The sequence below is a fragment of the Caballeronia sp. ATUFL_F1_KS39 genome, from assembly GCF_023630985.1.
Classification (GTDB): domain Bacteria; phylum Pseudomonadota; class Gammaproteobacteria; order Burkholderiales; family Burkholderiaceae; genus Caballeronia; species Caballeronia zhejiangensis.
In genome coordinates this window covers 1-25,557 of record NZ_JALQDZ010000064.1, presented here as the reverse complement: position 1 = coordinate 25,557, position 25,557 = coordinate 1, and the positions used below count along the sequence as shown (strand labels likewise).

Sequence of the window (25,557 nt, the reverse complement as noted above, 5' to 3'; positions counted from 1 at the left end):
GCTTCCTTTACGCGCACGCGATCGACGCGCGCTCCGGCGCGTTTGCCCGCTCGGCGCACACCGCATCGACGATGTATTGCGCATCGCGCGCCACGCCGGAGAAGCGGCCCGAGCCCCACGTATGCAGCCACGGCAAGCCGACGAAATAGAGGCCCTTCACCGCCGTCACGCCGCGCGTATGCGATGGATAACCGCGTCCGTTGAACACCGGCGCATCGAGCCACGCGAAGTCCGGCGTGAACCCTATGCACCATACGATCGATGTGATCCCGCTCGCCTGCAGGTCGAGCTCCGCGCGCTCTTCCTGCGGCTGCCAGATGGGTACATAAGGCGCGGCGGGAGGCGCGTCGATGCCGTGCTTCGCGATGAAACCGTCGATGCTCGCGTTGATGCGGTTATAGGTATCGTCGGCGTCATCGAGATTCGCGCGCAGGTTGGTCGCGAAACGCAGCTTGCCGTCACGGAAGTCTTCGAGCCGGCCAAACAGTTCCATGCCTTCGAGCGCGAAGCGGCGCAGATCGATGTCGCGTCCGCCGTCGCGGCCCGTGACGTAATGATTGGTGTTGTCGCGCACGCCTTCGCGCAGCGGATGATCGGTCACGGGCATGTCGTAATAGCGCATGTCCGCGAGCCAGTCGACGACATCGCGACCGCGATGAAACCGCGCGCAACGCGGCGCCTCGCCGACCGCGAGATGAACCTTGCGTCCCGACAGATGCAGATCTTCCGCGATCTGCGCGCCTGACTGACCCGAGCCGACGACGAGCACCGCGCCGGGCGGCAGCGCACCGGCGTTGCGATATTCCGATGACTGCACCTGCACGATGTCAGCGGGCAGACGCTCGGCCATGCGCGGCACGATCGGCGTGTGATAGCCGCCCGACGCGACCACGATCTGATCCGCCGTGAACGCGCCGCGCGTGCTCGTCACGGCGAAGCGTCCTTGCGCGTCGCGCGTGACGCGCGTGACCGCCGCGTCCTCGAGCACCGGCGCATTCACCTTGGCGATGAACGCATCGAGATAGTCGATGATCTCGTCCTTCTTCATGAAGCCGTGCGGGTCCGCGCCCTGATACGGATGCCCCGGCAACGCGCATTGCCAGTTGGGCGTCACGAGGCAGAACGTGTCCCAGCGTTGCGTGCGCCATGTGTGCGTGACGCTGTGCTTCTCCAGCACGAGATGATCGATGCTGGCCTGCTTCAGGAAGTAGCTGGCCGAAAGCCCGGCCTGTCCGCCGCCGATGACGATCACGCTGTAATGCGCCGGCGCGGTCTGTGCTGAATCGATGTTCGACATATTCAATCCCTCTACCATTCGACAAGTGAGTCAATCGAGCGCCAGCACGGTGACGCGTGCCTCGTGCGCTTCGCTGAAGCGGCTCGCATCCTCTTCGATGCGCGCAAGCTGATCGAGCGCGGCCGAGCACGCGAAGCCGTATTTCTCCCGCACGCGCTCCGAGCCGATGTGCAGCGCCTCGCGCGAACGCGCGACGAAATCGCCGACGCTATAGCTTTCGCCTGCCGCGAAATACTCGCCGACGACCGTCGAAGGCGAATAGCAGTTCGCCTCGACGCCGTCGGGCCAACGAATCAGAAAATGCATCACTGGCATGGTGTAGCCTCGGTTGCGGGGTTCATCGCGCGCATATGAACGGCTCCTCGTGCAGGTTCCATAGCAACGCGGCATCGCCGTCGCGCGTCAACACGACTTCACGCGATGCATCCACTTCGCCGATCACCGCGCTCGCGAGGTCGCGCGAAGCAAACCGCGCGAGCACTTCATCGACCTGTTCGGGACGCACGGACAGCACGAAGCCGAAGCTCGGAAACGCCGTGAGCCAACGCTCGAAATCGACGCCTTCGGGACAGGGCAACGCATCGAGATCGATGCGCGCGCCGGCCTTCGAGCATTCGAGCAACATCAGCGCGGTGCCGAGCACGCCCGCCATGCTGATGTCCTTCGCGGCGTCGCACAGGCCGTCTTCGGCTAGCGCGGGCAGCAGTTCGTAATCGCCGCGCGCGCGGCCAGCAGGCGCGCTCACCGATGCATTCCAGAACGGATAAGGCTCCTCGAAACGGCCGCGCAAATCGACGGCCATCACGAGCGCATCGCCGGGGCGCGCGTCGAAGCTCGTCAAAAGCTTCCTGGCCCGCCCGACGATCGCCACCGCGAGCTGCGCGCCGTCGCTGCGCACGTTGCTATGGCCGCCGACGATCGGCACGCCATACGCCGACGATGCCGCCGCCATGCCCGCGAGCACCTCGGATGCCGCTTGCGCGTCGCCGCTCCACAGCGCATCGACGACGGCGATCGGACGTCCGCCCATCGCGTAGATATCGCTCACGTTCACCATCACGCCGCTGTAGCCCGCGAACCACGGCATCGCGCGCACGAAGTCGCTCACCAGCCCTTCGATGGCGAAGAGCAGATAGCCGTCGCCATCGGGCATCGCGGCGCAGTCGTCGCCTATCGGCACGGCCTGAGCGCCTTCAGGCAGCCGCGACAACACGCCCGAGATATCGCTCTTGTGACGAAAGCCGCGACTCTCGCGCAAGCGTTCGACGAGACCGGCCAGCGCGTTCACGACGGCCTCCGCGCCAGCGCGACGAATCCGCTTTGCGGCGTGACGCACGGCGGATACGCATCGAGTTGCGCGCGCATCAGATGATGCGGGCGGCCGAAGAGCGTCTCTTCCCGCTGCGTATCCCAGCGCAGACGCCGGAAAAGCGGCACGTTCTGCGCCTGCACATGCGCGAGAAAAGTCTCGCATCCGAGCGCGTGTGCGCTCGACACCGCGAGCCGGATCAGCGTCGAGCCGATCTTGCCGTGCGAACGGAAAGCGGCGTGCACGGCGAGCCGCGAGCCGAGCCACACGCGCGGCTGCGTCTCGTGGATGCGTACCGTGCCGACGACCTGCTCCGGCATGCCCGCGACGCAACTCAGCGCAACGAGCAGTTGCGCGCGTTCGTCGGTCTCGTCGCGATCGTCGCCGACGAACACGCCCTGCTCGATGCAGAACACCGCGCGGCGCAGCTTGTACGCTTCATCCGCTTCCCACGGCAGCGTCGCCCACTTGACGCGATATTCGACCGGCGTATAGGCGAGATCGAATGCATCGCCCTCGATGGCTTCGACGAACATGTCACACCTCGTACGAAGAAAGCGACGAGCACGCGCCGCATTTGCCGCAGCCCGCTTTGATATCGGCGGAACGCATGTTGGCGTTTGCGAGCATCGCGCCGATGGGCGCCAGCACCGAGCGCATGAATTCGGGCGTGGGCGCGGGATGATCTTCGAGCGGCGTGCCGCTGATCGGCACGAAGGGCACGACGAACGGATACACACCGAGCGCGATGAGCTCACGCGCCGTATCGACGATGGCCTGCGCGCTGTCGCCGAGCCCCGCGAGAATGTACGTGCTCACCTGTCCGCGTCCGAATACGGCGACCGCCGCCTCGAAGGCTTCCATGTAACGCGCGACCGGCACCGTCGCCTTGCCCGGCATGATGCGTTCGCGCACGGAAGGCGTCACCGCTTCGAGATGCATGCCGAGCGTGTCGATGCCGCTTGCCTTCATGCGCTCGAACCAGCGATCGTCGTCGGGCGGCTCGCATTGCGCCTGGATCGGCAGATCGACCGCGGCCTTGATCGCGAACGCGCTTTCGCAAAGGATCTGCGCGCCGCGATCGGATGTGGGCGGCGTGCCGGTCGTGAGCACCATATGCTTGACGCCATCGAGAAGCACGGCAGCGCGCGCGACTTCGGCAAGCTGCTCCGGCGTCTTGCGCGCGATCGTGCGCCCCGCCGCGAGCGACTGGCCGATCGCGCAGAACCTGCACGACTTGCGCCGGCTCTCGTAGCGGATGCAGGTTTGCAGCACGGTCGTCGCGAGCACGTCGGCGCTATGCAGCGTCGCGATGTGCGAGTAAGGCACGCCGTCGAGCGTCTGCATCGCATAGAAGCGCGGCGCCTTCGGAAAGCTGATGCTCGCGATCGGAATGGTGTTGCGCATCAGCGCGCTTTTGCCGTTCGCATCGGGCTCCCCGGCGACGAACGGCGATTCCCACGCGGTGCTCGTATGCACGGGCACCATGATGGTCACGCCATCGACCGTGACCGCCTTGTGATCCGACGGTCCCGCGCCGCCGCGCCGGCTCGACACGCCCGCGCGCGGATCGACGAGCCGCAGGCCCGTCGACTGAAGCTCAGTCATCAATTGCCGTGTCGATGCCGGCAGGTTCTCTCGGGCGCTCATCGTGTTCGGTGTCCTTGAAGGAAGTGACGGGCGATGCCGGGCGATCGTTGATCGCGAGGCTCAGCAGTTCGGGCCGTGCGTAATGACCGACCGAATCCATCATGCGTTTGCGCTTCGTGATGAGCGCCATGTCGAGATCGGCGATCACCATGCCCTCGCCTTCGCGCAAAGGCTCGGCGAGATGCTGGCCTTCGGGCGAGACGATCGCCGTGTTGCAGCCGCCGCGCAGCGCGCGTTGCAGATTCGGGTCGGGCGTGACGGCTTCGATCTGCGCATCGGTGAGCCAGCCCGTCGCGTTGACGACGAAGCAGCCCGATTCGAGCGCGTGATGGCGGATCGTCACTTCGATCTGCTCCGCGAAGATCGGACCGACCAGCGAGCCGGGGAACTGGCTGCAATGGATCTCTTCATGCTGCGTCATCAGCGCATAGCGCGCGAGCGGGTTGTAGTGCTCCCAGCACGCGAGCGCGCCGACTCGTCCGACGCCCGTTTCGACGACCTTGAGACCGGCTGCGTCGCCTTGTCCCCAGATCATGCGTTCATGAAACGTCGGCGTGATCTTGCGGCGCTTGAGCAGCAGCTTGCCGTCGGTATCGAAGATGAGCTGCGTGTTGTACAGGCTGCCGTGATCGCGCTCGTTCACGCCGAGCACGACGACCATGTTCGCGAGCCGCGCGTGTTCGGCCACCGCCTGCGTGACCGGCCCCGGCACCACGACCGCTTCCTCGTAGAGCTTCATGTGATCCGCGCCCGATGCCACCGGCGCGCGCACGAACGAGAAATACGGGTAATACGGCACGAAGGTCTCGGGGAACACGATGAGCTGCACGCCCTGCGCCGCGGCTTCGTCGATGGCCGTGCAGACGCGGTCGAGCGTGCCGTTCGGACGCTCGAAGTCCGGCGTGATCTGCACGGCGGCGGCGCGCACGATGCGCTTTTTCGAAAGGGCATCGGCCATGATCGTCACACGGTCCACGTATGGATGACGAGCGCATTCTCCTTGCGATGAAGCAGCTGGAGATCGAGCACGTCGAGCGGGTTGATCGGACGAATGCCTTCGATCAGCGAGGCTTCGCCGTGTCCGTAAAGCGCCTGCAATGCGAAGCGGCACGCGTACACCTTGCCGCCTTCGGCCATGAACTTCTGCAGTTGCTTGTTGAAGTTGAGATGGCCGGGGAAGGCTTCGTCGCCGAGCGTCGGAAAACCGCGTTGCAGACCGAGCGTGACGCCGGGACCGTAGAGCAGCACCGACGTATCGAAACCCTTGCGTTGCAGACGCGTGGCCTGCAGCATGTTCACGAAGCCGATCGAGCCTTCGAACGCAACCGTATGAAACGTGACGAGCGCCTTTTCGCCGGGTTCGGCCTTCACATCCTCGAAGACTTTCTCTTCGTAGTCGACCAGAAAGTCGCCGTTCTTGTGAAGCGGTTGATTGACTGCGGGCATGGCATTCTCCGATGTATGGGTTCGCGAACGAGCCGTCGCTCTCGATCGTGGTCGATCGCATTCATCGCGACGGCGAACGCTAAAACGCAACGGATATGCCAATAATTGGCCCGCGAAATGCAATCACTTTGCAATCAAGCAAAACGATCTTGCATGCGCGAAGCGAAAATTTTTTGCGGAAGCCTTGATTCACGGGCCTTCGCGACGCGCCGCCTCGCTCATGCCCGCCTACCCCACGCACGATTTCAGCGCAGAAAAGCGTGTGCATGGTGCGCGGCACACCGAAGCCGTGCATCGATGCGATCAATGCAATCAAGTGCGATCAACGCATGCGATCTCTTTTCGATCGATTGTTTTGTCATGCTAAGGTCATCCGAACCATCGCCGGAGACATCGCGGTCATGAATCAGCTTGCGCATCACTGGGTCAGGAAGCTCGAAGACAGCAGAAAGCCCGCTTATCTGACGATTCCCGATCTGATCGAGGAAGACTTGGCGAGCGGCCGGCTTCGTCCGAGAGACCGGCTGCCCGGTCTGCGCGACCTCGCCGATCTGCTCGGGCTCAACTACACGACCGTCGCGCGCGCGTATGCCGAAGCGCGCAAACGCGGCCTGCTGGATTCACGCGCGGGCAGCGGCACGTTCGTGCGCGGCAGGACGCAGACCTTGCCGCTCGCGGGCGGCAGCAGTGTCGAGATGTCGATGAACATGCCACCCGAACCGCCCGCGCTCGCGGCGCGGCTGCGTGCATCGGCGGCGAGTCTGATGGAACGAGCCGATCCGTTTCAGTTGCTGCGCTATCAGGACTTCGGCGGCACGACGGCGGATCGCGTTGCGGGCCGCGAGTGGCTCAAGGCGCGCATTCCCGATGTCGATGTCGATACCGTGCTCGTCTGTCCCGGCATTCATGGCGCGCTCGTCGCGCTCGTTTCGCAGCTTGCGCGGCCGGGTGAAATGATCTGTCTGGATTCGCTCGCTTATCCGGGGATCAAGGCGATCGCATCGCAACTGGGCGTGCGTCTGCAAGCCGTGTTGCGCGACGATGAAGGGCCGCTGCCGCATGCGTTCGAGGCATTGTGCCGAACGGAAAAGCCCGGCGGCTTCTATTGCAATCCGACCTTGCAGAATCCGAGCACGTTGACGTTGACGCGGCAGCGGCGCGAAGCGCTGGCCGATGTGGCCTTGCGTTATAACGTGCCGATCATCGAGGACGAGCCTTACGGCATGTTGCCTTGCGATGCACCCGCCACGCTTGCCGAACTCGCACCCGAACTGACGTATCACGTAACCGGCTTATCGAAGACGCTTGGCGCGGGGTTGCGTGTCGCGTATCTGAAGGCGCCGACGTCGCGGCAGACTCAGCGCATCGCGGGAGCGTTGCGGGCGACGTCGGTCATGCCGAGCCCGTTCACCGTGCTGCTCGCAACGCAATGGATCAACGATGGCACCGCCGCCGACGTGCTCGATTCCATTCGCGATGAAGCGGCGGCGAGGCAGGCTATCGCGTCGGCGGAGCTTCGAGGTCTCGCCTTCGACGCGGATCCGCAAGGGTTTCATCTCTGGCTGCCCGTGCCTTCGATGTCCGACTGGAGCGCGCCGGAACTCGCGTTGCAGTTGCGCAATCAAGGCATCGGCGCGGTGGCCGGCGCCGCGTTCTCTACCGATGGCAATCCGCCGAATGCGCTGCGGCTGTGTCTCGGCGGGCCACAGGATCGCGAGGATTGCCGCGAAGCGCTAAGGCGCGTGGCGGACATGATGGCCGATCCGCATCATCTGCATATGCCGATGCTTTGAAGCGATGCGTACCCTCACGCGTCGGTCGCGTAACGGCGGCAATGCTCGAGGTAGCCCGCTTCGTGGCTGCTCACCAACTGCACGATGCTGTTCCAAAGCCATAGCGGCGCGTCGATGGTCTTCGATCGATTGCGGCCGAGTTCGGCTCGCCACTCGCGCTTCGTTGCGTCGTCCATCTGACGCGCATGCGCCTTGCCTACGACACCCGCGAGATAATGCGCGACGTGCATCGCGTCATCCTTGCAGAGTTGCTCGATCTCGAGTTTCATGTCCTGCGGCAACAACTCGCGGATCACCACGCCGCGATCGAGCAGGCGGGCCGCGCGCATGCGTTCACCGAGAAACGGCGACAGGTTTCGCGCGCCTTCGAGGACGCGCAAGGCGTTGTCGCGCGGCATCGCGACGTCGTCGTAACGGGGCGCGGCGGCCTTCACGCCTTCCTTGATGTCCATCAGACACAGGTCGTCGCCTTCGACGACGCCACCATCGACATCGAGCAGGACCGCATAACGCAGACGGCCGAGCGAGCTGCAACCCTTTACCCAGTACGCCGCGTCCAGCACGACGATCTCGCCCGAATCCTTGCGTCCCTTCAGGCTCGTCGGCAGGCTTGCGATGTCCTCATCGGCGAAGAGCGCTTCGATCGCCTTTCGCTCGTCTCCGGCAAGCGGCCAGAAGCGTTTGCCCAAGGGAATCGTCGGATGCAGGTCCTCGATGCGCTCGCGCGCGAGATGCTGCCACGATCGATGCACGGCTTCCTTCATCGTCACATGAACGGGTTCGGGACGCTTGATGTCGATGACTTCATCCGCGAATGCCGATTCATATCCTGCGGCCAGCGCCTCGATCATTCGCACGACGTTCAGCCCCGACAACGATGATCCGCGCGCAGCCGTCGCAAGCGACAAGCCCAGACGAACGACGTCATGCACCGGGTTGCCGATCACCGTCTGATCGAGGTCGCGAATCTGGATTTCCACTTTGCCTTTGGCATTGGCAATCGGTCCGAGATTGCCTGTGTGGCAGTCGCCGCAAATCCACACCGCCGGGCCGCGAGGCAACGAATCGCCGTTCGCCTCCATCACCCACTCATAGAATCGTTCGGTATTGCCCCTGACGTACGCGTGCGGCGAGCGCGCCATTTTGCAACGGCGCAGTTCGGTCAGAAGCGCCTGCCGGTCATCGGGCGCGGGCATGCCTTTGTTCGCTTTGCTGTTCTTGCTCATATCCGATCGCCGTAGGTGGTCGGAAGACAGAGCAGATGGTGTGCCGTCGTCTTGCAAACGGCTTACGCGGATCGATCGAAGCGTGTTTCCAGCACGCCGGCGATATTCGCGAGATTCGCCTTGATCTGTTCCAGTGCGAACGACAGCGTCGACAACGCCTGCAACTGCCGTGAGTCGTTCGCGTAGCCGAGAATCACGTTCGCGATATCCGATTGGACGGCAGCGGACGCATCGTTCAGCGGCCCGAGGAAGCGTTCGGCAGGCGGCAGCGGTGCGCCGCCGCGCATCCATGCAGCCAGTGCCTGCAGATAGCCGCTTGCGCAATCGCGCACGAGTTCGATGCGCTCCGCGAGCGGCTCCGTTTCCTCGTTCGTCAGCCAGCCGCATTGCGATTGCCCGATGCGATCGAGCAGCACCAGTCCATGCCATAGCGTTTCGAAAGCGACGAGCGCGGCGCCGAGCGACGATCCGGTTTCGAAGCGCGCACGCACGCGCGTCTCGCCGCAGACCGCGCGCGCTTCGACGAGATGGCGCAGAAAGCGCTCATGCAGCGCATCGACGCGTTCGCGGTTTTCGAGCGGACCGAGGATCGGCATCGTCGCGAGCAACGCACGGCAGTCATCGAGAAGCTCGCCCATGATCTCGAAGGCGCGCGAACGCGACAGTTGCGGCCACACGCTCAACGACACACCGATGCCGATGGCCGCGCCCAGCGCGATCGCTTCGGCGCGCGACACCGCGCCTGCAACGCCCGCCGATGGTTCGAGCGCGAGCGCCGCCGCCACGACGATGCTGTAGTTCGTCGTCGGGAAGAGCGTCGACGCAAGGCATGTGACGAGCGTCGCGAGACCGAGCCGCGGGAAGGCATCGGCGGCATCGGGAAAGAAATGCAGCGTCGCGAGGCCTACCACGGTGCCGATTGCCGCGCCGATCATCTGGCCTACGCCGTACTTGAGGCTGCGGTCGAAGCTCACCTGCAGCGCGAACAGGCTGGAAAAAACGCCCCACGTTGTACTGGATGAACCGATGAAATTCATGCACGCATACGTCAGCACGCTCGCGATGAGCGATTGCACGCACATGCGCAGCGCATCGAACCGGCCGATGCGTCGGGGGCGTCTTCGTATGATTGTCAATTCGGCTTGAGTCGCTGAGAGGTTTGCACGATGCGAGCATCGCCTGTGCCCATGCCACGGCATTGCGATTGCTGAAATGGCGCATCCCCGAATCGGAGCCGATCATGAGACCGCTCGTCAAAACCCTCCTCGTTCTGAGCCTCGCCGCCCTCTCGCCGATGGCCGCCGCACAGGAAACCGCCAGCCGACACGACCGGCAAGGCGGCGATGCCAGGCTTCGGCTCGTCGCGACCTTCGAGCATCAAGTGACCGGCGTCACCGTGACGCCCGATGGCCGCACCTTCGTCAACTTTCCGCGCTGGACGGAAGACGCGCCGATATCCGTCGCCGAGCTCGGCAGCACCGGCGATCTGCGACCCTATCCCGATGCCGATTGGAATAGCTGGCGCAATTCACGTCGCGATGAAGTCACGCCGCAGGATCACTGGGTCTGCGTTCAGTCCGTCGTCGCGGACAAGCGCGGCAATCTGTGGGTCATCGATCCGGGTGCGCCGGCGCAGTCGCTCGTCGTGCCGGGCGCGCCGAAGCTCGTGCAGATCGATCTGGCATCGAACCGCGTCGCGCATGTCTATTCGTTCGATGAAACCATCGCACCGCAAGGCAGCTATCTCAACGATGTCCGCATCAGCCCGGACGGCCGCTTCGTCTATATCACCGATTCGGGCGTACGCGGCGCGATCGTCGTTGTCGATACGGCGTCCGGCTCGGCGCGCCGCGTGCTCGACGGCGACCCGAGCACGCAGGCCGACAAGAGCGTGACCGTGATGGTCGACGGCAAGCCGCTGCAGCAGACCGACGGACGGCGCGTGAGCTTTTCCGCCGACGGCATCGCGCTGACGCCCGATGGGCGCTATCTGTACTGGCAGGCGGTGAAGGGCAAGACGCTGTATCGCATCGCGACCGACGCGCTTCAGAACGCGCAGTTGAGCGCGCAGCAGGTTTCGTCGCGCGTCGAAGCGGTCGGCATCGACGGTCCCGCGGACGGTCTCTGGTTCGACGAGCGCGGACGGCTTTACGTGTCGTCGGTCGAACATCACGCGATCCGCGTGCGTGACGGCGATCGCTTCACGACGCTGCTGCGCGACAAGCGTCTCGTCTGGCCCGACACGTTCTCGGAAGGCGCGGACGGCACGATCTACGTCACGGATTCGCGCATTCCCGACATGAGCTGGTTCGACCCGCAAAGCCCCGTCGCGTTACCGACGCGGCTCTATGCGATCAGGGGACGCTAGCGAATGCCGTCTTCGTCGCTAGCTGACGAAGACGATCTCCTGAACATATGAACTGCTGCAAGTGAAATGGGCGATGCGTCCGATGCGCAAGTGAAGAAGCACTTGCTCGAGTCCTTGGACTTCCCTGCCGTCCTTCTGCTGGCCGACGACGTTCGCGCGGCTCGCCTCGGGCCCGCTGCGCTTCAGATCGATGATGCGGCGGATGGCGCCCTGCGTGTTGGTGAAGTATCGGTTCATGAAGGCGCACGTGCGTTGTCGTGCTGCGATCGTAGCGTCGCTCACCTCAAGCGAATGTTATGCAGGATACGTAGCCGCGCGATCCGCGCAACGTCGCACGCACGGTGCCTCAGCAGCTTCGGATGACATCCGTGAGTTCCGATGCGGTAACGGGCTTGCGCAGATAGCCGTCGAATTGACGCGATGAATCCATGTCGAATCCGCGCGTACCGGTCACCGCGACGATGCACGCCTCCGTCGATGCGCCCGCGCAGCGCACGAATTCGCAGAGCTTGCGTCCGTCGATATCCGGCAAGCCGATATCCATGAACACGGAGTCGTAGCGAGTCTGGCCTGTCATGCGCAGCGCCTCGCCGCCGGTACGCGCGACGTCCGCGTGATGGCCGAGCGAGGCGGCCAGTTCGGCGAAAGCCGCGGCGACGTTTGCATCATCTTCGACGAACAGAAACAGCATTGTCGATTCCGGCCGATTGCGGCCGGCTCCCGGTGTTTGAAGGGACGCGCATCCTGTCGCAACGCGAGCAAATCCCGTACCGCTCGGACGGACTTCGACACGACGCTATTTCGGTTCATCGCGACTCGGCACGGACGGCGTCGATATCGCGCCGAGCGTCGACGCAACTTCGCCGTCCGACCATGTCGCGATATCTCCCAGCGCAAGCATCCCGACGAGTTGCTTTTCTCCGTTCACGACGGGCATACGGCGTATCTGCAACCGTTCCATCCGGCGCATCGCGTCTTCGATATCGTCGCTCTCGAAGCACCATTCCACCGGCTCGCTCGCCACTTCCTGCACGGCGCACGAAGCATCCTTGCCCGCCGATACCGCGCGAACCACGATATCGCGATCCGTCACGACGCCCTTGAGCCGCGTGCCGTCGCATACCGGCAGCGCGCCCACGTTCAATTCGTCCATCAGCTCGGCTGCGCGGCGAATCGTGTCGCCCGACGCGATCGCCTGCACGTCTCGTGTCATTACATCGGCTACCTTGGTCATGACATTCTCCCGTCTGAATCACGCTGTTCTCGCGATGAGAGAAACAGCATCCGTCATGCCCCCGTCTCGCGTCAGCGTGCGGCACGCCGATTGCTAATCAGGTCGCACGTCCGCTTTCTGTCCATAGAGACGATGCACCCATGCAAAGCGCATTGACGCCCGCGGGCATTCAAGCCAGCCGCATACTCGACCTGTGGCATCTGACGCTGGCCGTCTGCTGCGTTGTGTTCGCGGCGATTCTGCTCGCGTGTCTCATCGCGATGATGCGCGCGCCTCGCGCGAATCGCGCAACGCCTGCGGATCTCTCCGCTGTCGGGCATCGCGAGCCGCGCGTGCGCTTCTGGGTCGTCGCCGCGACGGGCGTGTCCACCTTTCTGCTCTTCGGTCTCGTTCTCGCCGATGTCCTAACGGACCGCGCGCTCTCGCGCCTGCCCGTCGACAACGCGTTGCGCATCGAGATGACGGGTTATCAATGGTGGTGGCAGGTGCGCTACGCGAACGATGGCGACGCGCCCGGCTTCACGCTCGCCAACGAACTCCATGTGCCGGTCGGACGGCCGGTGGTCGTGTCGCTGAAAGCCGCCGATGTGATCCACACGTTCTGGGTGCCGAATCTTCATGGCAAGAAAGACATGATTCCCGGCCGCGATGCGACCATCGAGTTTCGCGCGGACAGGGCGGGCGTGTATCGCGGACAATGCGCCGAGTTCTGCGGTTACGAACACGCGTTGATGGCGTTTCAGGTCATCGCCGATCCGCCTGCGCAGTATGAAGCGTGGGCCGCCCGTCAGCGCCAGCCGTCCATCGCGCCATCGGACGACATCGCCGTGCGCGGCCGCGACGTGTTCATGAGCCAGGACTGCGCGCGCTGTCACACCGTGCGCGGCACCGAAGCGCAAGGCACGATCGGCCCCGATCTCACGCATGTCGCGAGCAGGCAGTTCATCGCGGCCGGGACGCTTTCCAACAATCGCGGCAATCTCGCCGGATGGATCGTCGATCCGCGCGCGCTCAAGCCCGGCACCGTCATGCCGCCGACGCGCCTGCCGCCCGCCGATCTGCAAGCGCTGCTCGTCTGGATGGAGACGCTCAAATGAGTGAAGCACCGCTGACAGACGGTCCGCACGCATCGCCCGAAGTGCGCGATGCGCTCGCGAAAACCTGGAGCGATCCGCCGGGCTTCATCGGCATGTTGAGCGCGGTCAATCACAAGACGATTGCGCGACGCTTCATCGTGACGACCTTCGTGTTCTTCGTGCTCGCAGGCTTGCTCGCACTCGCGATGCGCACGCAGCTCGCGCGTCCGGATCAGCGGCTGATCGGCCCGAACCTCTACAACGAACTCTTCACGATGCACGGCACGACGATGATGTTCCTCTTCGCCGTGCCGGTGATGCAGGCCGTCGCCGCGTACCTCGTGCCTTTGATGATCGGCGCGCGCAGCATCGCATTTCCGCGCATGAACGCGTATGCGTATTGGGTGTTCCTGTTCGGCGGCTTGCTGCTGTTCGCCGCGCTCGCCGTGAACACCGCGCCGAACACCGGCTGGTTCAGCTACGTGCCGCTCGCCGGTCCCGACTACTCGCCGAACAAGGGCACGGACATCTGGGCGCAGATGATTACCTTCACCGAGCTTTCCGGCCTGCTCGAAGCGGTGGTTCTCATCACGACGATCTTCAAGCTGCGCGCGCCCGGCATGTCGCTCAACCGCATGCCGCTCTTCGTTTGGGCGACGCTCGTCACGCAGTTCATGGTGATCTTCGCGATGCCCGCCGTCATGCTGTGCAGCACAGCGCTGATTCTCGACCGCCTCGTCGGCACGCATTTCTATAACCCGGCGAAGGGCGGCGACGTTTTGCTGTGGCAACACCTCTTCTGGTTCTTCGGCCATCCCGAGGTGTATCTGATCTTCATTCCGCCGCTCGGCTTCATCTCGTCGATCATTCCGACGTTCGCGCGCCGCCCGATATTCGGCTATCCGGCGATGGTGCTGTCGCTCATCGCCACGGCGTTCCTCGCCTTCGGGCTGTGGGTGCATCACATGTTCGCGACGAACATTCCCGAGCTCGGCAAGAGCTTTTTCACGGCGGCGAGCCTGATGATCGCGATTCCATCGGCGATACAGATCTTCTGCTGGATCGGCACGCTATGGACCGGCAAGCTCAATCTGCGCGTGCCGCTATTGTTCGTCCTCGCGTTCTTCTTCATCCTCGTGATGGGCGGCATGACCGGCATCATGGTCGCGTCGGTGCCGCTCGACCTCCAGGTTCACGATACGTACTTCGTCGTCGCGCATCTGCATTACGTGCTGCTCGGCGGCGCGGTGTTTCCGCTCTTCGGCGCGTTCTTCTACTGGTTTCCGAAATTCGCGGGACGCTTGCTCGACGAGCGGCTCGGCAAATGGCAATTCTGGCTGTTCTTCATCGGCTTCAATGTGACCTTCTTTCCGATGCATCTGCTCGGACTCGAAGGCATGCCGCGGCGCGTGTGGACGTATCCGCACGGCATGGGCTGGGACGGCATGAATTTCACGGCGACATTCGGCGCTTACATGATCGCGTTGAGCGTGCTGCTTTTCATCGTCAATGTCGTGAAGACGATGCGCAGCGACGAACGCGCCGCCGCCGATCCGTGGGGCGCGGGCACGCTCGAATGGAGCGTGCCGTCGCCGCCGCCGCCGCATAACTTCGATGCGATTCCGGTCGTGCACGGACGCGATCCGCTGTGGGAGCCGTCCGCGCAACCGGCCTTCGTCGCGGGTCTCGCCGCCGATGCGCGCGAAGTGCTCGTGACGAGCGTGCTCGATGCGCAGCCCGATCATCGGCCGATGTTTCCAACGCCCTCTCTGTGGCCGTTCGCAAGCGCCGTCGCCACGACGATTCTGTTCATCGGCTCGATCTACACGCCGTGGGCGATCGTATGGGCGTCGCTGCCGGTCGCCGTGGCGATGATCGGCTGGTTCTGGCCGAGTCGCGGCGAGAACCGGCTCGCGGTCGCGCGGGAGCGCCGGCCATGAACGCCGAAACGCGCCGCGAAGCGCACGGCACCGGCGAGCTCGTGCTCGACGTGCGCGCGTTGCCGACCTTCGCCTTCAGTCACCGCAGCCTCATGTGGTGGAGCACGGCCGGTCTGATGCTGATCGAAGGCACGGTGTTCGCCATCGCGGTGATGATGGTCTTCTATCTGCGCACGCGCGCCCCCGCCTGGCCGATGGCGGCCGAGCCGCCGCGTCTTTTCTGGGGCACGCTCAACACGGTCGTGCTGCTCGCCAGCCTGTGGCCGAACCAGCTCGCGAAGAACGCGGCGGAACGTGGCGATCGCCGGAAAGCGGCGATCTGGCTCGCGGTGTGCCTGGTCGCATCGGTGATTTTCCTCGTGATACGCGGATTCGAATTCGCATCGCTCAACGTGAGCTGGTACGCGAACGCGTATGGCTCGGTCATCTGGCTGCTGCTCGGTCTGCACACGACTCACCTCATCACCGATACCGTCGATACGGCCGTGCTCACGGTGCTGCTCTTTACGGGGCCGTTCGAGGGCAAGCGGCTCGTCGATGTCAGCGAAAACGCGCTCTATTGGTACTTCGTCGTGTTGAGCTGGCTGCCGATCTACGGCGTCATCTATTGGGCGGCGCGGCTATGAAAACCTGGCTCGCGCTGCTCGGCGCTCCGTTCATCGTTCTCGCCTGTCTCAGCTTGAACTACGCGCTGGTGACGCCCGCGTGCCGGCTCGGAGGCCATGCGTTGCTCGACGGCGTGAGCGGCGCGAGCGCGATCGTCTGCGTGGCCGCGACGCTGCTCGCATGGCAGCGCTGGCGCGACGCGCGGCGCAAACTCGCCCTGCCGACGCCCGATACCGGCGACCGTCCGGCACGCGCCGGTTTCATCGCGGCGGTCGCAGCCGGTGTGGGCGCGCTGTCGGTGCTTTCCGTGATCGCGATTTCGATACCGCAATGGCTACTGTCCGCCTGCTGAAATGCGCGCTGCCTTGCGTGCTCCTGTCGTCCGCCGATGGGTATGCCCACGTCGCAGCGACGGAGGCATCGCCGCTCGCGTGGACGTTCGAACCGTGGATCGTCGCCGTGCTGGCGGCGAGCCTGACGCTCTATCTCGCCGGCTATCTGAAGCTGCACAAGCGCGGCGCGCAAGGCCGTCGCGAGCGGACCGCGAAGCTGATCGCGTTCGCCGCCGGATGGTCGACGCTCGTCGTCGCGCTGGTTTCGCCGCTGCACGCATTGAGCGAATGGCTCTTCTCCGCGCACATGCTGCAGCACGAGCTCTTCATGCTCGTGGCCGCGCCGCTGCTCGTCATCGGCCGGCCGCTCGCCGTGTGGCTCTGGGCGTTTCCCGCGAACGCGAGAGCGCGCATCGGCGCGGCGACGCGTTCACGCTGGATCAAACTGCCATGGCGCTTCCTGACCTTGCCCGTCGTCGCGTGGACGTTGCACGCCGCCGCGCTGTGGTGCTGGCACGCGCCGCGCTTCTTCGAGGCGGCGCTCGCGCGCCCCGGCATCCACACGCTTCAGCACGCCAGTTTTCTGGCGAGCGCGCTGCTGTTCTGGTGGACGGTGTTCGGCCGCGCATCGGAGGCGCAGGGCGCATCCAATGCCCACGCGATGCTTTCCCTCTTCACGACGATGGTCCACACCGGCGCGCTCGGTGCGCTGCTGACGCTCGCGCCGGGTATCTGGTATCCGTCGTGCATCGAGACGACGCGCGCCCTCGGCTTCGATCCCTTGCAGGATCAGCAACTCGGCGGTCTGGTGATGTGGGTTCCGGGCGGGCTTGCGTATCTGATCGGCGGATTGCTCGTCGGCGCGCGCTGGCTGATGCGGCGGCCGCCGCCGCGCGCCGTCGCCGACGTGGCCAGCGAAGGATGAGCACATGCACACGACTCCAATCGCGCTCCTTCTGATCGCTACGCTCGCCGCTTGCCAGGACAAGCCGCCTTCGGCCGACGCGATCACCGGCGGCAATCCGCGACACGGCCTCGATGCGATCCAGCGTTACGGCTGCGGCGCGTGTCACCGGATCGACGGCGTGCCGGGCGCTTACGGCAAGGTCGGACCGACGCTGCAAAACATCGGCGAGCGGGCTTATGTCGCGGGCAAGCTGCCGAACACACCGGAGAATCTGCAGACATGGATCCGCTTTCCGCAGCGCATTTCACCGCAGAGCGCGATGCCCGATCTCGGCGTCGGCGAAATCGATGCGCGTGACATCGCCGCATACCTGTATCACCAATAACGATGAACGTATCCCGCATCCTCTCCGTTCTGCTTCTGTGGCCGCTCGCCGTCATGGCGGACGACAGGGCGTCGCCATCGCCCGAACTGATTGCGCGCGGCGCGTATCTCGCCAAAGCCGCCGACTGCGCCGGATGCCATACCGCGCCCTCGAACGGCGCGCCGTATGCGGGCGGGCTCGAGATGACGTCGCCGTTCGGCACCATCGTCAGCAGCAACATCACGCCGGATCGCGAGACGGGCATCGGCACATACAGCTACGAGGACTTTGCGAGGGCGTTGCGCGAGGGCGTCGCGCCGGGCGGCAAGGGGCTTTATCCCGCGATGCCGTATCCGGCGTTCGTGAAGATCAGCGACGACGATCTGCGCGCGCTCTACGCCTACATGATGCATGGCGTGCCGCCCGTGAATCACCGGCCGCCGGAAACGAAAGTACCCTTTCCGTTCAACCAGCGCTGGGCGTTGCCTCTGTGGCGCATGGCGTTCGCGCCGAAGCAGCGGTTTGAACCGCACGCCGATCGCGATGCGAGCTGGAATCGCGGCGCCTATCTCGTGCAGTCGCTCGGGCATTGCGGCTCGTGCCACACGCCGCGCGGCATCGCATATCAGGAACGCGGATACGACGAGTCATCGAAAACGTTCCTCTCCGGCGGCGTCAACGACAACTGGTTCGCGCCGAATTTGCGCGGAGATTCCGGCTCGGGGCTCGGGCGCATCGCGCAGGACGATATCGCCGCGTTTCTCAAGACGGGCCACGGCGCGGGCATGGCCGCATTCGGCAGCATGGTCGAAACGATCGAGGACAGCACCCAATACCTGACCGATGACGATCTGCGCTCGATCGCCGTCTATCTGAAGACGCTGCCCGCGACCGGCGCGGCGGACGGCGTGTTCGATCCGTCGCTTGCGTCGGCGGGACGTCTCAAGACGCGCGCGCCCGACGTTGCGCCCGAACAGGGCGCGGCGGTCTATGCGGGGTTTTGCGCGCAGTGTCATCGAAGCGATGGCAAGGGCGTGCCGAATGCGTTTCCCGCGCTGGCGGGCAATCCCTCGGTCATCAGCGAAGATACGACCTCGCTGATCCGGCTGCTCGTCGAAGGCGGCAACAGCCCCGCGACGATCCACGGCCCGCCACGTCAGGCGATGCCGCCCTTCGCCGGACGCCTCACCGACGTACAGATCGCGCAAGTGCTCACGTATGTGCGCGCGTCGTGGGGCAACGACGCGCGCCCGGTCACGGCCAACGACGTGGGATCGTTTCGCGCGACCATCCACAAATGACGTGCGTTACTCCGGCGTGCCCGCGCCCTCGTTCGGCTTGACTTCGGAAAGGTCGTCCTTCCGCACTTCGGCTTCGCGCACGGTCGTGCCTTCGTCGTCCGTTTCGGAGACATCGGTGGTGAAGGTTTCGTCGTCGGAGGGCTTCTGGTCCTGTCCGCTTTGCTGGGATGGCGTGCTCATGTTCGATGCTCCTTACGGTTACGGCGGCCGCACCATACGGCCACTCTTGTTTCAACGCTTGCGCGCTATCGATTACTCGTTGGTCGGATCGCCCGGGTCTTCCACGCCCTTTTCGATGTTGTCCTTCTGATCGCCATAGTCCTTGCGATTGGCGCCGTTGGTAATTTCGACATCGCCTTTCACCTTGCGATCTTCATTGCCCGTCACGGTGCCGATGGCCGTATCGGTCCAGCCTTTGATCTGTTCCTTGATCCCTTCCCTTTGATCCTTGTTCATCGTGTGCTCCTGTGTGATGGACAAATGGCGATGACAGCCGATGCCTTCAGCGCGCCGCGCGTCCGCGAATCAGCGCCGCGATCGCGAAGCCTGCGCCGAGCGCGACGTAGGTCATCGTGAGCGAGCGCTTCGACAGATGAGCTTCGAAGCCGGGCGTGACTCGTTTGGGCACGGCGTGGTAATCGACGACATAGGCGACGAGCGCGGTCGTCGCGGCGGCGGCGACGATCGTCGCCGGCCGGGAACGCGGTCCGCATAACGACTCGAACAACACGCCCCAGAAAGCCGCGCTTCCCATGTGAATGGTTGCGCCGAACGCGCTGTATCTGAAGCTCGGTTCTTCATGCCAGATTGCTCTCGGCCATAAGCAGTGGGATACGGCGTTGATCGCCGCGTATGGCTCGTGTCCCGCGCGAACGGCCGCGGTCGACGCGGCGCAAGCCGAAGCCAGTCCCGCAGCGGAGCCTGAATAGATGGCCCGCTTCATCAGGTCGTCGAAATGCCCTTGCATGTGTGGCTCCTTGCCGAACGCTCACGCGTTTCGCAGCATCCGCCGTGCCGAAGTTGCTCAGGAACGTCTTTCCGTGTGATGTCGATGTCCGCCCCTCGCGAACACGAAGAGCGTCGCGCCTGCCGCGGCGATTGCGAATCGACTCGGGTTCGCTTTTACCGCACCGATTACCTTCGCGATCACCGGCGAACCGTTCGGCGCGACGCTCGGGCGCGTTTGCATCGCGGGCGCGGTTTGCGGACCTGTCTTGGCGGGCACGTTCGTCGCCGGCGCTGCATGAGGCTCGCGCTTCTCGTTCGATTCGTCGGTCTTGCCTTCGCGCGCCTCGACTCGCGTTGCAGCGGCTTCCGCGCCCAGCAGCATGACGGCTGCCGCGAAATACAGCCACATCAGGAGCACGGCGAGCGAGCCGGCCGCGCCGAATGCGCTCGCGGTCCCGGCATGCGTGAGATAGAGCGCGAACAGCTTCTTGCCGACCGAGAACAGCACCGCGGAGATAACGCCGCCTACGAGCGCATCGCGCCACGGTACGTGACCATCGGGCAGATACTTCAACAGCGCGGCGAAAGCGCACGAAAGGATCGCGAGACCGAGCACGAACTGCACGATGTCGCCGATGACGACGAGCGGCGATTCCCCGAACACCCATTTGCCCGCGGCCTGCACGGCGGTGTCCAGCACGAGCGACACGATCAGCAGGAACGCGACGCCCATCACGAGACCGAACGAGATCAGCCGAACCTTGACGAGCGTGGCGACGCCCGATTTTTCTCTGCCGCTTTTCGGCCAGATGATCGATAGCGCCGTGTTCAACGATGAAAACGTCGCCGATGCGCCCACGGCCAGCAGTACGAACGAGATCACCGCGGCAATGCCGCTTCCGCCGCTCTGATGCGCGTGCTCGACGATCGCCTGCACGCTCGCGGCGGCATCCTTGCCGAGCATGCCGTTGATCTGATGAAAGAGCTGACCGCGAGCGGCCTCCGCGCCGAACACGATGCCAGCGACGGCGATCACCATGACGAGCGTCGGCGCGAGCGAGAACGCTGAATAGAACGCGATGCTCGCGGCCATCGGCGCAGCACGATCCGCGCTGAAACGTTTGAACGTGCGTGCGGGCCACGCGAAGGTTCGTCCCATAAGCGACTTGACGTTCATGGTTGTCTCCGTTGATTCATCCGCTCGGCATCAAGCATCGTCGATGCCCGCTCCTTCGAAGTCAGTTGGATCGCGTGGCATACGCGTTGCTGATTCCCATTCAGGCCGATGCCGCGGACTCGATCCGGACAGCCGGCCTTCCATTCCACGACGCGGCTTTCCCCCGCGATACGCCAGCGCGATGCATCGCGCTGAGGCTTGCAGCAGCATGACCGTAACCGACGCCTTCGACGTCCTCTTGGTCGCTGCGAGCATAACCGTCCAACCTTGATGATTCGCGCCGGGACCGTGAAGGGTTTCGTGCGCCCTAAAAGGAGCCATGCAATGTTCGTGCATAACAAGCGTCTGCAATACACCGTCCGCGTGAGCGCGCCCAATCCGGGTCTCGCCAATCTGATGCTCGAGCAGTTCGGCGGGCCGCAGGGCGAACTGGCTGCCGCGTGCCGGTACTTCACGCAAGCTGTCGGCGAAGACGATCCGGGCCGCAAGGACCTGTTGTTCGATATCGCCACCGAAGAACTGAGCCATCTCGAAGTGATCGGCTCGATCGTCGCGATGCTGAACAAGGGCGCAAAGGGCCAGCTCGCGGAAGCAGTGGAATCGGAAGCCGAGTTGTATCGCTCGCTCACGGGCGGCGGCAACGATTCGCACACCACCGCGCTGCTCTATGGCGGCGGCCCTGCCCTCACCAACTCCGCGGGCGTGCCCTGGACCGCTGCCTATATCGACACCATCGGCGAACCGACGGCCGACCTGCGCTCGAATATCGCCGCTGAGGCACGCGCGAAGATCGTCTATGAGCGTCTCATCAACGTGACGGACGATCCGGGCATCAAGGAAGCGCTGGGCTTTTTGATGACGCGCGAAATTGCGCATCAGAAGTCGTTTGAAAAGGCGCTTCATTCGATTCAGCCGAACTTCCCGCAAGGCAAGCTGCCGGGCGAGCCGGAGTTCACGAGCGTGTACTTCAACATGTCGAAGGGCAATGACGCGCGCGGGCCGTGGAACGAAGGCGGCGACTGGAAGTTCGTCGAAGATCCGCAACCGGCCGTCGATGGCGGCGACGGAGCGGCCACCGTGACCGTGACCGAACGCGATGTCGAAGTGCTGCAGGCGATGGCATCGCGCACGGCTTCGGATCCGTCCGCCGATCCGACCACCGGCGCCGACCTGGGCGCTGGAAAGGCGAACGAAGTGTAAGACCCGCGGCGCTGCTCCGGTTCGGGGCAGCGCCGTTCGAGCGTTATCGATGCGCCAACGAATCATGAGTGCCGTGAGCGAATACCTGGTACCGAAATGCGCGATCTGGACACGTAGAACGAAAACCGCGCCCGGCACGCCGCGCGTGCTCGTCGTCGACGACTATGTGGACACGGCCGACGCCATCAGCATGGTTCTGGCCGTGTGCGGATTCGATGCCGATGCCGTCTACGGCGGCCTCGGCGCAATCGACGCGACCACGCGATGCAAACCGGAAGTCGTCCTGCTGGATATCTGGATGCCCGACATGTCCGGGCTCGAAGTCGCCGCCCGCCTTCGCGCGGACGCGAACACGTCCGGGACCATTCTTATCGCCCATTCGGCGGCAGCAAGCGAGGCCGATCTGCAACGCGCGAAGCAAGCGGGATTCGACGCATTTTGCGCGAAGCCGACCGACGCGATGACCTTCGCGCCGTTGCTTCGTTACTTCGTGCACGGGCCCGTCGCATGACGAGACGCGCGGCACGCTCGATGCGCGATGCGCGGAACATCGACATCACTGACGCACAGAGGAAAACATGAGCATCTTCTCGAACATATTGAACAAGATCTTTCCGCACGACCATCCGGCGGCGACCGCTTCCGGCGGGACCGTGCCGCCTGCGGCACCCAATGCGGCGCCGCCATCGAGCACGACGTCATCGGGCAATCCGACCAGCACGCCTCTGGGTTCGGCGAGCGGCGCCGCCGGCACGCCCGCAACGCCCGGCGTCGAGCCTGCACGGCCACCGGTCACGCCATTGCCCGAAGTGGACGTCATTGCGATCCTCACGCAAAAGCAGCAGCAAAACGGCGCGGCGCTGAACTGGCGATCGTCCATCGTCGATCTGCTGAAGCTGCTCGATCTCGATAGCAGTCTCGAATCGCGCAAGGCGCTGGCGCAAGAACTGCACTACACCGGCAACACCGACGACTCCGCCACGATGAACATCTGGCTGCACAAGCAGGTCATGACGAAGCTCGCGGAGAACGGCGGCAAGGTGCCGGCCGATCTGAAATGAGAACCCGCTTTCCCTGATCGATCCATGAACGAATCTCGACACAGCATGCGACGCGCTTCGTCACCGGCCGCCGCAAGCGTAACTTCTACTTCGATTCGTTGAACGACTTGGCGTAGAGCTGCGCGCTCCGGTCCAGATCTTCCGTCGCGGCATAGATCAACGGCTGCGCTTCGGGAGAAAGCACCGCACCGTCTATCACGCTGCCTGTCACGAGGCGATGATCCCCGGCTTCGATATCGCCGATAGCCTGACAGTCGAAATACGCCAGCGCATCGGGCAGTATCGGCGCGCCGCTTCGGCCGGTTTTCCAAGGCGTCGACGACAGCTTGTCGATCGTGCGGCCCGATTGTGTCCCGAAGTGCGCGGCCAACGTCTGCTGATCCGAACGCAGCACGTTGATGGAGAACGCGCGTCCGCGTTGCAGTATCCGATAGGACGCATGCGCCGGATTGATTGCGATCGCAACGAGCAGCGGGTCGAACGAGACCTGCATGACGGAGCTCGCCGTAAACGCGTTCTTGGTCGCGCCGTCCGCCACGCCGATCACATGGACGCCTGCCGTCAGACGCCGGAAGAGGTCGGCCATACCGTTTGTCATCGCGCTTTATCCTTTATGTCGGAGGAATCGTTCAAGCGTGCATGTGCATGTGCCATGCCTCGGCGGGAATACGCGTTGCGCAAGTCGAATGGCAGCGACGACGCACCTATCCGACGATCGGATCAATCCGCAGGAGGCGACCTTGAAGGCACTCATCTGGCATGGCAAGAAAGACATCCGTTACGACACCGTTCCGGACCCCGTGATCGAGCACGGCCGCGATGCGATCATCAAGGTATCGACTTGCGCGATCTGCGGCTCGGACCTCCATCTGTTCGATGGCTTCATGCCCGGCATGGAATCGGGCGATGTGATGGGTCACGAATTCATGGGCGAAGTGGTCGAAGTCGGCCGTGATAACACCGCCCTCAAAGTGGGCGATCGTGTCGTGGTGCCGTTCACGATCATCTGCGGCGAATGCGATCAATGCAAGCGGGGCAATTTCTCCGTTTGCGAACGCTCGAACCGGAACAAGGACGCCGCCGACAAACTCTTCGGTCATACGACGGCCGGCCTCTTCGGATACACGCATCTGACAGGCGGCTATGCGGGCGGACAGGCCGAATACGTACGCGTGCCGTTCGCGGACAAGACCCATATCAAGATCCCCGATGGCCTTTCCGACGAACAGGTGCTCTTTCTCGGCGACATCTTCCCGACTGGATGGCAGGCCGCGGTCAATTGCGAAATCGAACCGACCGACACCGTCGCGATCTGGGGCGCGGGCCCCGTCGGGCAGATGGCGATCCGCAGCGCGATATTGCTGGGGGCGCGACAGGTCATCGTCATCGATCACATTCCCGAGCGGCTTGCGATGGCGCAGGCGGCGGGCGCGATCCCGATCAACTTCAAGGACGAAAGCGTGCTCGACCGCTTGCGCGATCTGACACAAGGCAAAGGCCCCGAGAAGTGTATCGATGCCGTCGGCATGGAGTCGCACGCGACGCGCTCGTTCGACGGCATCTACGATCGAATCAAGCAGGCCGTCATGCTCGAATCCGACCGGCCGCATGTGCTGCGCGAGATGATCTACGTGTGCCGTCCGGCGGGCGTGCTCTCGGTGCCGGGCGTGTATGGCGGACTGATCGACAAGATTCCGTTCGGCGCGGCGATGAACAAAGGTCTCACCTGGCGCATGGGGCAAACGCACGTCAATCGATGGAGCGACGACTTGCTCAAGCGCATCGAAGAAGGACAGATCGATCCGTCCTTCGTCATCACGCACCGGATGAATCTGGCGGACGGGCCGCAGATGTACGAAACCTTCCGCGATAAGCAGGACGGGTGCATCAAGGTGGTCCTGAAGCCTTAGTCGACGCACCCGCGCAGGGTGAGGACGCGTCGCTTTGCGTTTGGATGCGCGCTCGGGCCGGCGAAGCGGCGCGCGAGCGCGCGGACGCCGAAAGCGGCGCCTCTGCGACGTGCGTGATCATTGCGCGCATCCATCGCATTCAAGGACCGTGCTCGATGCGATGAAAGGCGCGCGCAGACAGCATGCCGACGCGTGAACGTCAGTCGTGGCGATGATGCTTGTGATGCTTGCCGCGACGGCCGTTATAGCCGCGGCTGTAGTCGTCCGCGTACGAATTCGAGCGCGATACATTGCCGCCCAATGCCGCGCCCGCGCCGCCGCCGAGCGCCGCGCCGATCAGACCGCCGCCGCGGCCGCCCATGGCGTTGCCTGCCGCCGTGCCCGCACCGCCGCCGAGCGCGCCGCCGATGAT

The 25,557-nt window shown here is 64.2% G+C and carries 30 protein-coding genes and 1 pseudogene; 13 read left to right on the top strand and 18 right to left on the bottom strand.

Annotated features, from left to right (window positions below; all coding sequences use genetic code 11):
- Positions 1-7: 7 nt before the first annotated feature.
- From NCR93_RS30520 to NCR93_RS30490, 7 genes are read right to left on the bottom strand one after another with little or no spacing between them, the layout of a single operon-like run.
- Positions 8-1,297 (bottom strand): MSMEG_0569 family flavin-dependent oxidoreductase, encoded by a 1,290-nt coding sequence (locus tag NCR93_RS30520; protein ID WP_008345715.1) that lies wholly within the window; start codon positions 1,295-1,297, stop codon positions 8-10.
- Positions 1,298-1,327: 30 nt separating this feature from the next.
- The gene (locus tag NCR93_RS30515; RefSeq protein ID WP_008345717.1) at positions 1,328-1,612 is read right to left on the bottom strand and encodes an MSMEG_0570 family nitrogen starvation response protein; all 285 of its coding nucleotides are present in this window, start codon (positions 1,610-1,612) and stop codon (positions 1,328-1,330) included.
- A gap of 22 nt (positions 1,613-1,634) precedes the next feature.
- Positions 1,635-2,585, bottom strand: a complete 951-nt coding sequence (locus NCR93_RS30510) for a sll0787 family AIR synthase-like protein (protein ID WP_175982166.1) — start codon at positions 2,583-2,585, stop codon at positions 1,635-1,637.
- A complete protein-coding gene (locus NCR93_RS30505; protein WP_175982167.1) occupies positions 2,582-3,142 on the bottom strand; it encodes an MSMEG_0567/Sll0786 family nitrogen starvation N-acetyltransferase in 561 nt (186 codons plus the stop codon). The genes NCR93_RS30510 and NCR93_RS30505 overlap by 4 nt, the downstream gene beginning before the upstream one ends.
- A gap of 1 nt (position 3,143) precedes the next feature.
- Positions 3,144-4,214 (bottom strand): MSMEG_0568 family radical SAM protein, encoded by a 1,071-nt coding sequence (locus NCR93_RS30500; protein ID WP_175982168.1) that lies wholly within the window; start codon positions 4,212-4,214, stop codon positions 3,144-3,146.
- Positions 4,207-5,214 carry a Nit6803 family nitrilase gene (locus NCR93_RS30495; protein WP_033535685.1) on the bottom strand — a complete coding sequence of 336 codons (1,008 nt, stop codon included), beginning with the start codon at positions 5,212-5,214 and terminating at the stop codon, positions 4,207-4,209. Before NCR93_RS30495 ends, NCR93_RS30500 begins: the two co-directional genes overlap by 8 nt.
- Positions 5,215-5,219: 5 nt before the next feature.
- Positions 5,220-5,702, bottom strand: coding sequence for an MSMEG_0572/Sll0783 family nitrogen starvation response protein (locus NCR93_RS30490; protein WP_008345727.1), 483 nt, complete (start codon positions 5,700-5,702; stop codon positions 5,220-5,222).
- Between the two features lie 401 nt (positions 5,703-6,103).
- On the opposite strand from NCR93_RS30490, the gene NCR93_RS30485 reads away from it, so the two are divergent.
- The gene (locus NCR93_RS30485) at positions 6,104-7,495 is read left to right on the top strand and encodes an aminotransferase-like domain-containing protein (protein WP_008345729.1); all 1,392 of its coding nucleotides are present in this window, start codon (positions 6,104-6,106) and stop codon (positions 7,493-7,495) included.
- Positions 7,496-7,509: 14 nt separating this feature from the next.
- Here NCR93_RS30485 and NCR93_RS30480 read toward each other — a convergent pair whose 3' ends face one another.
- Entirely contained in the window at positions 7,510-8,721 is a 1,212-nt protein-coding gene (locus NCR93_RS30480; RefSeq protein WP_175982169.1) for a DUF2252 family protein, read from the bottom strand.
- A 62-nt stretch (positions 8,722-8,783) separates the two neighbouring features.
- Positions 8,784-9,803, bottom strand: coding sequence for an FUSC family protein (locus NCR93_RS30475; RefSeq protein WP_175982170.1), 1,020 nt, complete (start codon positions 9,801-9,803; stop codon positions 8,784-8,786).
- A 158-nt stretch (positions 9,804-9,961) separates the two neighbouring features.
- Between NCR93_RS30475 and NCR93_RS30470 the strand changes: the two genes are divergently transcribed.
- Positions 9,962-11,089 (top strand): L-dopachrome tautomerase-related protein, encoded by a 1,128-nt coding sequence (locus tag NCR93_RS30470; RefSeq protein WP_175982171.1) that lies wholly within the window; start codon positions 9,962-9,964, stop codon positions 11,087-11,089.
- Positions 11,090-11,107: 18 nt separating this feature from the next.
- On the opposite strand, the gene NCR93_RS30465 is transcribed toward NCR93_RS30470, so the two are convergent.
- The 3 genes from NCR93_RS30465 to NCR93_RS30455 all read right to left on the bottom strand — a co-directional run bounded on the left by NCR93_RS30465 (position 11,108) and on the right by NCR93_RS30455 (position 12,323).
- Positions 11,108-11,326, bottom strand: a complete 219-nt coding sequence (locus NCR93_RS30465) for a hypothetical protein (protein WP_175982172.1) — start codon at positions 11,324-11,326, stop codon at positions 11,108-11,110.
- Between the two features lie 109 nt (positions 11,327-11,435).
- The gene (locus tag NCR93_RS30460) at positions 11,436-11,780 is read right to left on the bottom strand and encodes a response regulator (protein ID WP_008345740.1); all 345 of its coding nucleotides are present in this window, start codon (positions 11,778-11,780) and stop codon (positions 11,436-11,438) included.
- A gap of 105 nt (positions 11,781-11,885) precedes the next feature.
- Entirely contained in the window at positions 11,886-12,323 is a 438-nt protein-coding gene (locus NCR93_RS30455) for a CBS domain-containing protein (RefSeq protein WP_033535648.1), read from the bottom strand.
- A 140-nt stretch (positions 12,324-12,463) separates the two neighbouring features.
- On the opposite strand from NCR93_RS30455, the gene coxB reads away from it, so the two are divergent.
- Genes coxB through NCR93_RS30420 form a run of 7 tightly spaced genes read left to right on the top strand, consistent with a single transcriptional unit; the run spans position 12,464 to position 18,849 of the window.
- Entirely contained in the window at positions 12,464-13,420 is a 957-nt protein-coding gene (gene coxB, locus NCR93_RS30450) for a cytochrome c oxidase subunit II (protein ID WP_175982173.1), read from the top strand.
- Positions 13,417-15,339: a cytochrome c oxidase subunit I gene (gene ctaD / locus NCR93_RS30445; RefSeq protein ID WP_175982174.1), complete on the top strand. Its 1,923-nt coding sequence runs from the start codon at positions 13,417-13,419 to the stop codon at positions 15,337-15,339. The genes coxB and ctaD overlap by 4 nt, the downstream gene beginning before the upstream one ends.
- Complete coding sequence (locus NCR93_RS30440; protein WP_175982175.1) at positions 15,336-15,965, top strand: cytochrome c oxidase subunit 3; 630 nt, start codon at positions 15,336-15,338, stop codon at positions 15,963-15,965. The genes ctaD and NCR93_RS30440 overlap by 4 nt, the downstream gene beginning before the upstream one ends.
- Positions 15,962-16,297, top strand: a complete 336-nt coding sequence (locus NCR93_RS30435) for a hypothetical protein (RefSeq protein WP_033535647.1) — start codon at positions 15,962-15,964, stop codon at positions 16,295-16,297. Before NCR93_RS30440 ends, NCR93_RS30435 begins: the two co-directional genes overlap by 4 nt.
- Positions 16,276-17,202, top strand: coding sequence for a cytochrome c oxidase assembly protein (locus NCR93_RS30430; protein WP_175982176.1), 927 nt, complete (start codon positions 16,276-16,278; stop codon positions 17,200-17,202). Before NCR93_RS30435 ends, NCR93_RS30430 begins: the two co-directional genes overlap by 22 nt.
- A gap of 4 nt (positions 17,203-17,206) precedes the next feature.
- A complete protein-coding gene (locus tag NCR93_RS30425; protein ID WP_175982177.1) occupies positions 17,207-17,569 on the top strand; it encodes a c-type cytochrome in 363 nt (120 codons plus the stop codon).
- Between the two features lie 53 nt (positions 17,570-17,622).
- The gene (locus NCR93_RS30420; protein ID WP_239295273.1) at positions 17,623-18,849 is read left to right on the top strand and encodes a c-type cytochrome; all 1,227 of its coding nucleotides are present in this window, start codon (positions 17,623-17,625) and stop codon (positions 18,847-18,849) included.
- Between the two features lie 6 nt (positions 18,850-18,855).
- Here NCR93_RS30420 and NCR93_RS30415 read toward each other — a convergent pair whose 3' ends face one another.
- The 4 genes from NCR93_RS30415 to NCR93_RS30400 all read right to left on the bottom strand — a co-directional run bounded on the left by NCR93_RS30415 (position 18,856) and on the right by NCR93_RS30400 (position 20,974).
- Entirely contained in the window at positions 18,856-19,029 is a 174-nt protein-coding gene (locus tag NCR93_RS30415; RefSeq protein ID WP_008345750.1) for a hypothetical protein, read from the bottom strand.
- 72 nt (positions 19,030-19,101) lie between these two features.
- Positions 19,102-19,305 carry a CsbD family protein gene (locus NCR93_RS30410; protein ID WP_008345751.1) on the bottom strand — a complete coding sequence of 68 codons (204 nt, stop codon included), beginning with the start codon at positions 19,303-19,305 and terminating at the stop codon, positions 19,102-19,104.
- Between the two features lie 46 nt (positions 19,306-19,351).
- On the bottom strand, positions 19,352-19,816 hold the full coding sequence (locus NCR93_RS30405) for a hypothetical protein (protein ID WP_175982179.1): 465 nt from the start codon (positions 19,814-19,816) through the stop codon (positions 19,352-19,354).
- A 57-nt stretch (positions 19,817-19,873) separates the two neighbouring features.
- Positions 19,874-20,974: a YihY/virulence factor BrkB family protein gene (locus NCR93_RS30400; RefSeq protein WP_175982180.1), complete on the bottom strand. Its 1,101-nt coding sequence runs from the start codon at positions 20,972-20,974 to the stop codon at positions 19,874-19,876.
- A gap of 324 nt (positions 20,975-21,298) precedes the next feature.
- On the opposite strand from NCR93_RS30400, the gene NCR93_RS30395 reads away from it, so the two are divergent.
- The 3 genes from NCR93_RS30395 to NCR93_RS30385 all read left to right on the top strand — a co-directional run bounded on the left by NCR93_RS30395 (position 21,299) and on the right by NCR93_RS30385 (position 23,235).
- Complete coding sequence (locus tag NCR93_RS30395) at positions 21,299-22,174, top strand: manganese catalase family protein (protein WP_008345754.1); 876 nt, start codon at positions 21,299-21,301, stop codon at positions 22,172-22,174.
- Between the two features lie 49 nt (positions 22,175-22,223).
- Positions 22,224-22,685: a response regulator gene (locus NCR93_RS30390; RefSeq protein WP_235366132.1), complete on the top strand. Its 462-nt coding sequence runs from the start codon at positions 22,224-22,226 to the stop codon at positions 22,683-22,685.
- A gap of 67 nt (positions 22,686-22,752) precedes the next feature.
- Complete coding sequence (locus tag NCR93_RS30385; RefSeq protein ID WP_175982181.1) at positions 22,753-23,235, top strand: DUF3597 domain-containing protein; 483 nt, start codon at positions 22,753-22,755, stop codon at positions 23,233-23,235.
- A gap of 85 nt (positions 23,236-23,320) precedes the next feature.
- On the opposite strand, the gene NCR93_RS30380 is transcribed toward NCR93_RS30385, so the two are convergent.
- Entirely contained in the window at positions 23,321-23,833 is a 513-nt protein-coding gene (locus tag NCR93_RS30380) for a flavin reductase family protein (protein ID WP_033535646.1), read from the bottom strand.
- Positions 23,834-23,975: 142 nt separating this feature from the next.
- On the opposite strand from NCR93_RS30380, the gene NCR93_RS30375 reads away from it, so the two are divergent.
- Positions 23,976-25,145 (top strand): zinc-dependent alcohol dehydrogenase, encoded by a 1,170-nt coding sequence (locus tag NCR93_RS30375; protein WP_175982182.1) that lies wholly within the window; start codon positions 23,976-23,978, stop codon positions 25,143-25,145.
- Between the two features lie 199 nt (positions 25,146-25,344).
- On the opposite strand, the pseudogene NCR93_RS30370 reads toward NCR93_RS30375, so the two are convergent.
- A pseudogene (locus tag NCR93_RS30370) lies at positions 25,345-25,557 on the bottom strand (hypothetical protein); the annotation flags it as partial.

What these genes read in the sequence shown, in the direction of transcription:
- NCR93_RS30480 (WP_175982169.1), bottom strand. Translation starts at nt 8,721, where the DNA reads ATGAGCAAGAACAGCAAAGCGAACAAAGGCATGCCCGCGCCCGATGAC.
- NCR93_RS30430 (WP_175982176.1), top strand. Translation starts at nt 16,276, where the DNA reads ATGGCTACTGTCCGCCTGCTGAAATGCGCGCTGCCTTGCGTGCTCCTG.
- NCR93_RS30380 (WP_033535646.1), bottom strand. Translation starts at nt 23,833, where the DNA reads ATGACAAACGGTATGGCCGACCTCTTCCGGCGTCTGACGGCAGGCGTC.
- NCR93_RS30520 (WP_008345715.1), bottom strand. Translation starts at nt 1,297, where the DNA reads ATGTCGAACATCGATTCAGCACAGACCGCGCCGGCGCATTACAGCGTG.
- NCR93_RS30390 (WP_235366132.1), top strand. Translation starts at nt 22,224, where the DNA reads ATGCGCCAACGAATCATGAGTGCCGTGAGCGAATACCTGGTACCGAAA.
- NCR93_RS30515 (WP_008345717.1), bottom strand. Translation starts at nt 1,612, where the DNA reads ATGCCAGTGATGCATTTTCTGATTCGTTGGCCCGACGGCGTCGAGGCG.
- NCR93_RS30485 (WP_008345729.1), top strand. Translation starts at nt 6,104, where the DNA reads ATGAATCAGCTTGCGCATCACTGGGTCAGGAAGCTCGAAGACAGCAGA.
- NCR93_RS30505 (WP_175982167.1), bottom strand. Translation starts at nt 3,142, where the DNA reads ATGTTCGTCGAAGCCATCGAGGGCGATGCATTCGATCTCGCCTATACG.
- NCR93_RS30395 (WP_008345754.1), top strand. Translation starts at nt 21,299, where the DNA reads ATGTTCGTGCATAACAAGCGTCTGCAATACACCGTCCGCGTGAGCGCG.
- NCR93_RS30415 (WP_008345750.1), bottom strand. Translation starts at nt 19,029, where the DNA reads ATGAGCACGCCATCCCAGCAAAGCGGACAGGACCAGAAGCCCTCCGAC.
- NCR93_RS30440 (WP_175982175.1), top strand. Translation starts at nt 15,336, where the DNA reads ATGAACGCCGAAACGCGCCGCGAAGCGCACGGCACCGGCGAGCTCGTG.
- NCR93_RS30500 (WP_175982168.1), bottom strand. Translation starts at nt 4,214, where the DNA reads ATGACTGAGCTTCAGTCGACGGGCCTGCGGCTCGTCGATCCGCGCGCG.
- NCR93_RS30465 (WP_175982172.1), bottom strand. Translation starts at nt 11,326, where the DNA reads ATGAACCGATACTTCACCAACACGCAGGGCGCCATCCGCCGCATCATC.
- NCR93_RS30490 (WP_008345727.1), bottom strand. Translation starts at nt 5,702, where the DNA reads ATGCCCGCAGTCAATCAACCGCTTCACAAGAACGGCGACTTTCTGGTC.
- NCR93_RS30460 (WP_008345740.1), bottom strand. Translation starts at nt 11,780, where the DNA reads ATGCTGTTTCTGTTCGTCGAAGATGATGCAAACGTCGCCGCGGCTTTC.
- coxB (WP_175982173.1), top strand. Translation starts at nt 12,464, where the DNA reads ATGCAAAGCGCATTGACGCCCGCGGGCATTCAAGCCAGCCGCATACTC.
- NCR93_RS30410 (WP_008345751.1), bottom strand. Translation starts at nt 19,305, where the DNA reads ATGAACAAGGATCAAAGGGAAGGGATCAAGGAACAGATCAAAGGCTGG.
- NCR93_RS30435 (WP_033535647.1), top strand. Translation starts at nt 15,962, where the DNA reads ATGAAAACCTGGCTCGCGCTGCTCGGCGCTCCGTTCATCGTTCTCGCC.
- NCR93_RS30470 (WP_175982171.1), top strand. Translation starts at nt 9,962, where the DNA reads ATGAGACCGCTCGTCAAAACCCTCCTCGTTCTGAGCCTCGCCGCCCTC.
- NCR93_RS30475 (WP_175982170.1), bottom strand. Translation starts at nt 9,803, where the DNA reads ATGTGCGTGCAATCGCTCATCGCGAGCGTGCTGACGTATGCGTGCATG.
- NCR93_RS30400 (WP_175982180.1), bottom strand. Translation starts at nt 20,974, where the DNA reads ATGAACGTCAAGTCGCTTATGGGACGAACCTTCGCGTGGCCCGCACGC.
- ctaD (WP_175982174.1), top strand. Translation starts at nt 13,417, where the DNA reads ATGAGTGAAGCACCGCTGACAGACGGTCCGCACGCATCGCCCGAAGTG.
- NCR93_RS30455 (WP_033535648.1), bottom strand. Translation starts at nt 12,323, where the DNA reads ATGACCAAGGTAGCCGATGTAATGACACGAGACGTGCAGGCGATCGCG.
- NCR93_RS30425 (WP_175982177.1), top strand. Translation starts at nt 17,207, where the DNA reads ATGCACACGACTCCAATCGCGCTCCTTCTGATCGCTACGCTCGCCGCT.
- NCR93_RS30420 (WP_239295273.1), top strand. Translation starts at nt 17,623, where the DNA reads ATGGCGGACGACAGGGCGTCGCCATCGCCCGAACTGATTGCGCGCGGC.
- NCR93_RS30495 (WP_033535685.1), bottom strand. Translation starts at nt 5,214, where the DNA reads ATGGCCGATGCCCTTTCGAAAAAGCGCATCGTGCGCGCCGCCGCCGTG.
- NCR93_RS30385 (WP_175982181.1), top strand. Translation starts at nt 22,753, where the DNA reads ATGAGCATCTTCTCGAACATATTGAACAAGATCTTTCCGCACGACCAT.
- NCR93_RS30405 (WP_175982179.1), bottom strand. Translation starts at nt 19,816, where the DNA reads ATGCAAGGGCATTTCGACGACCTGATGAAGCGGGCCATCTATTCAGGC.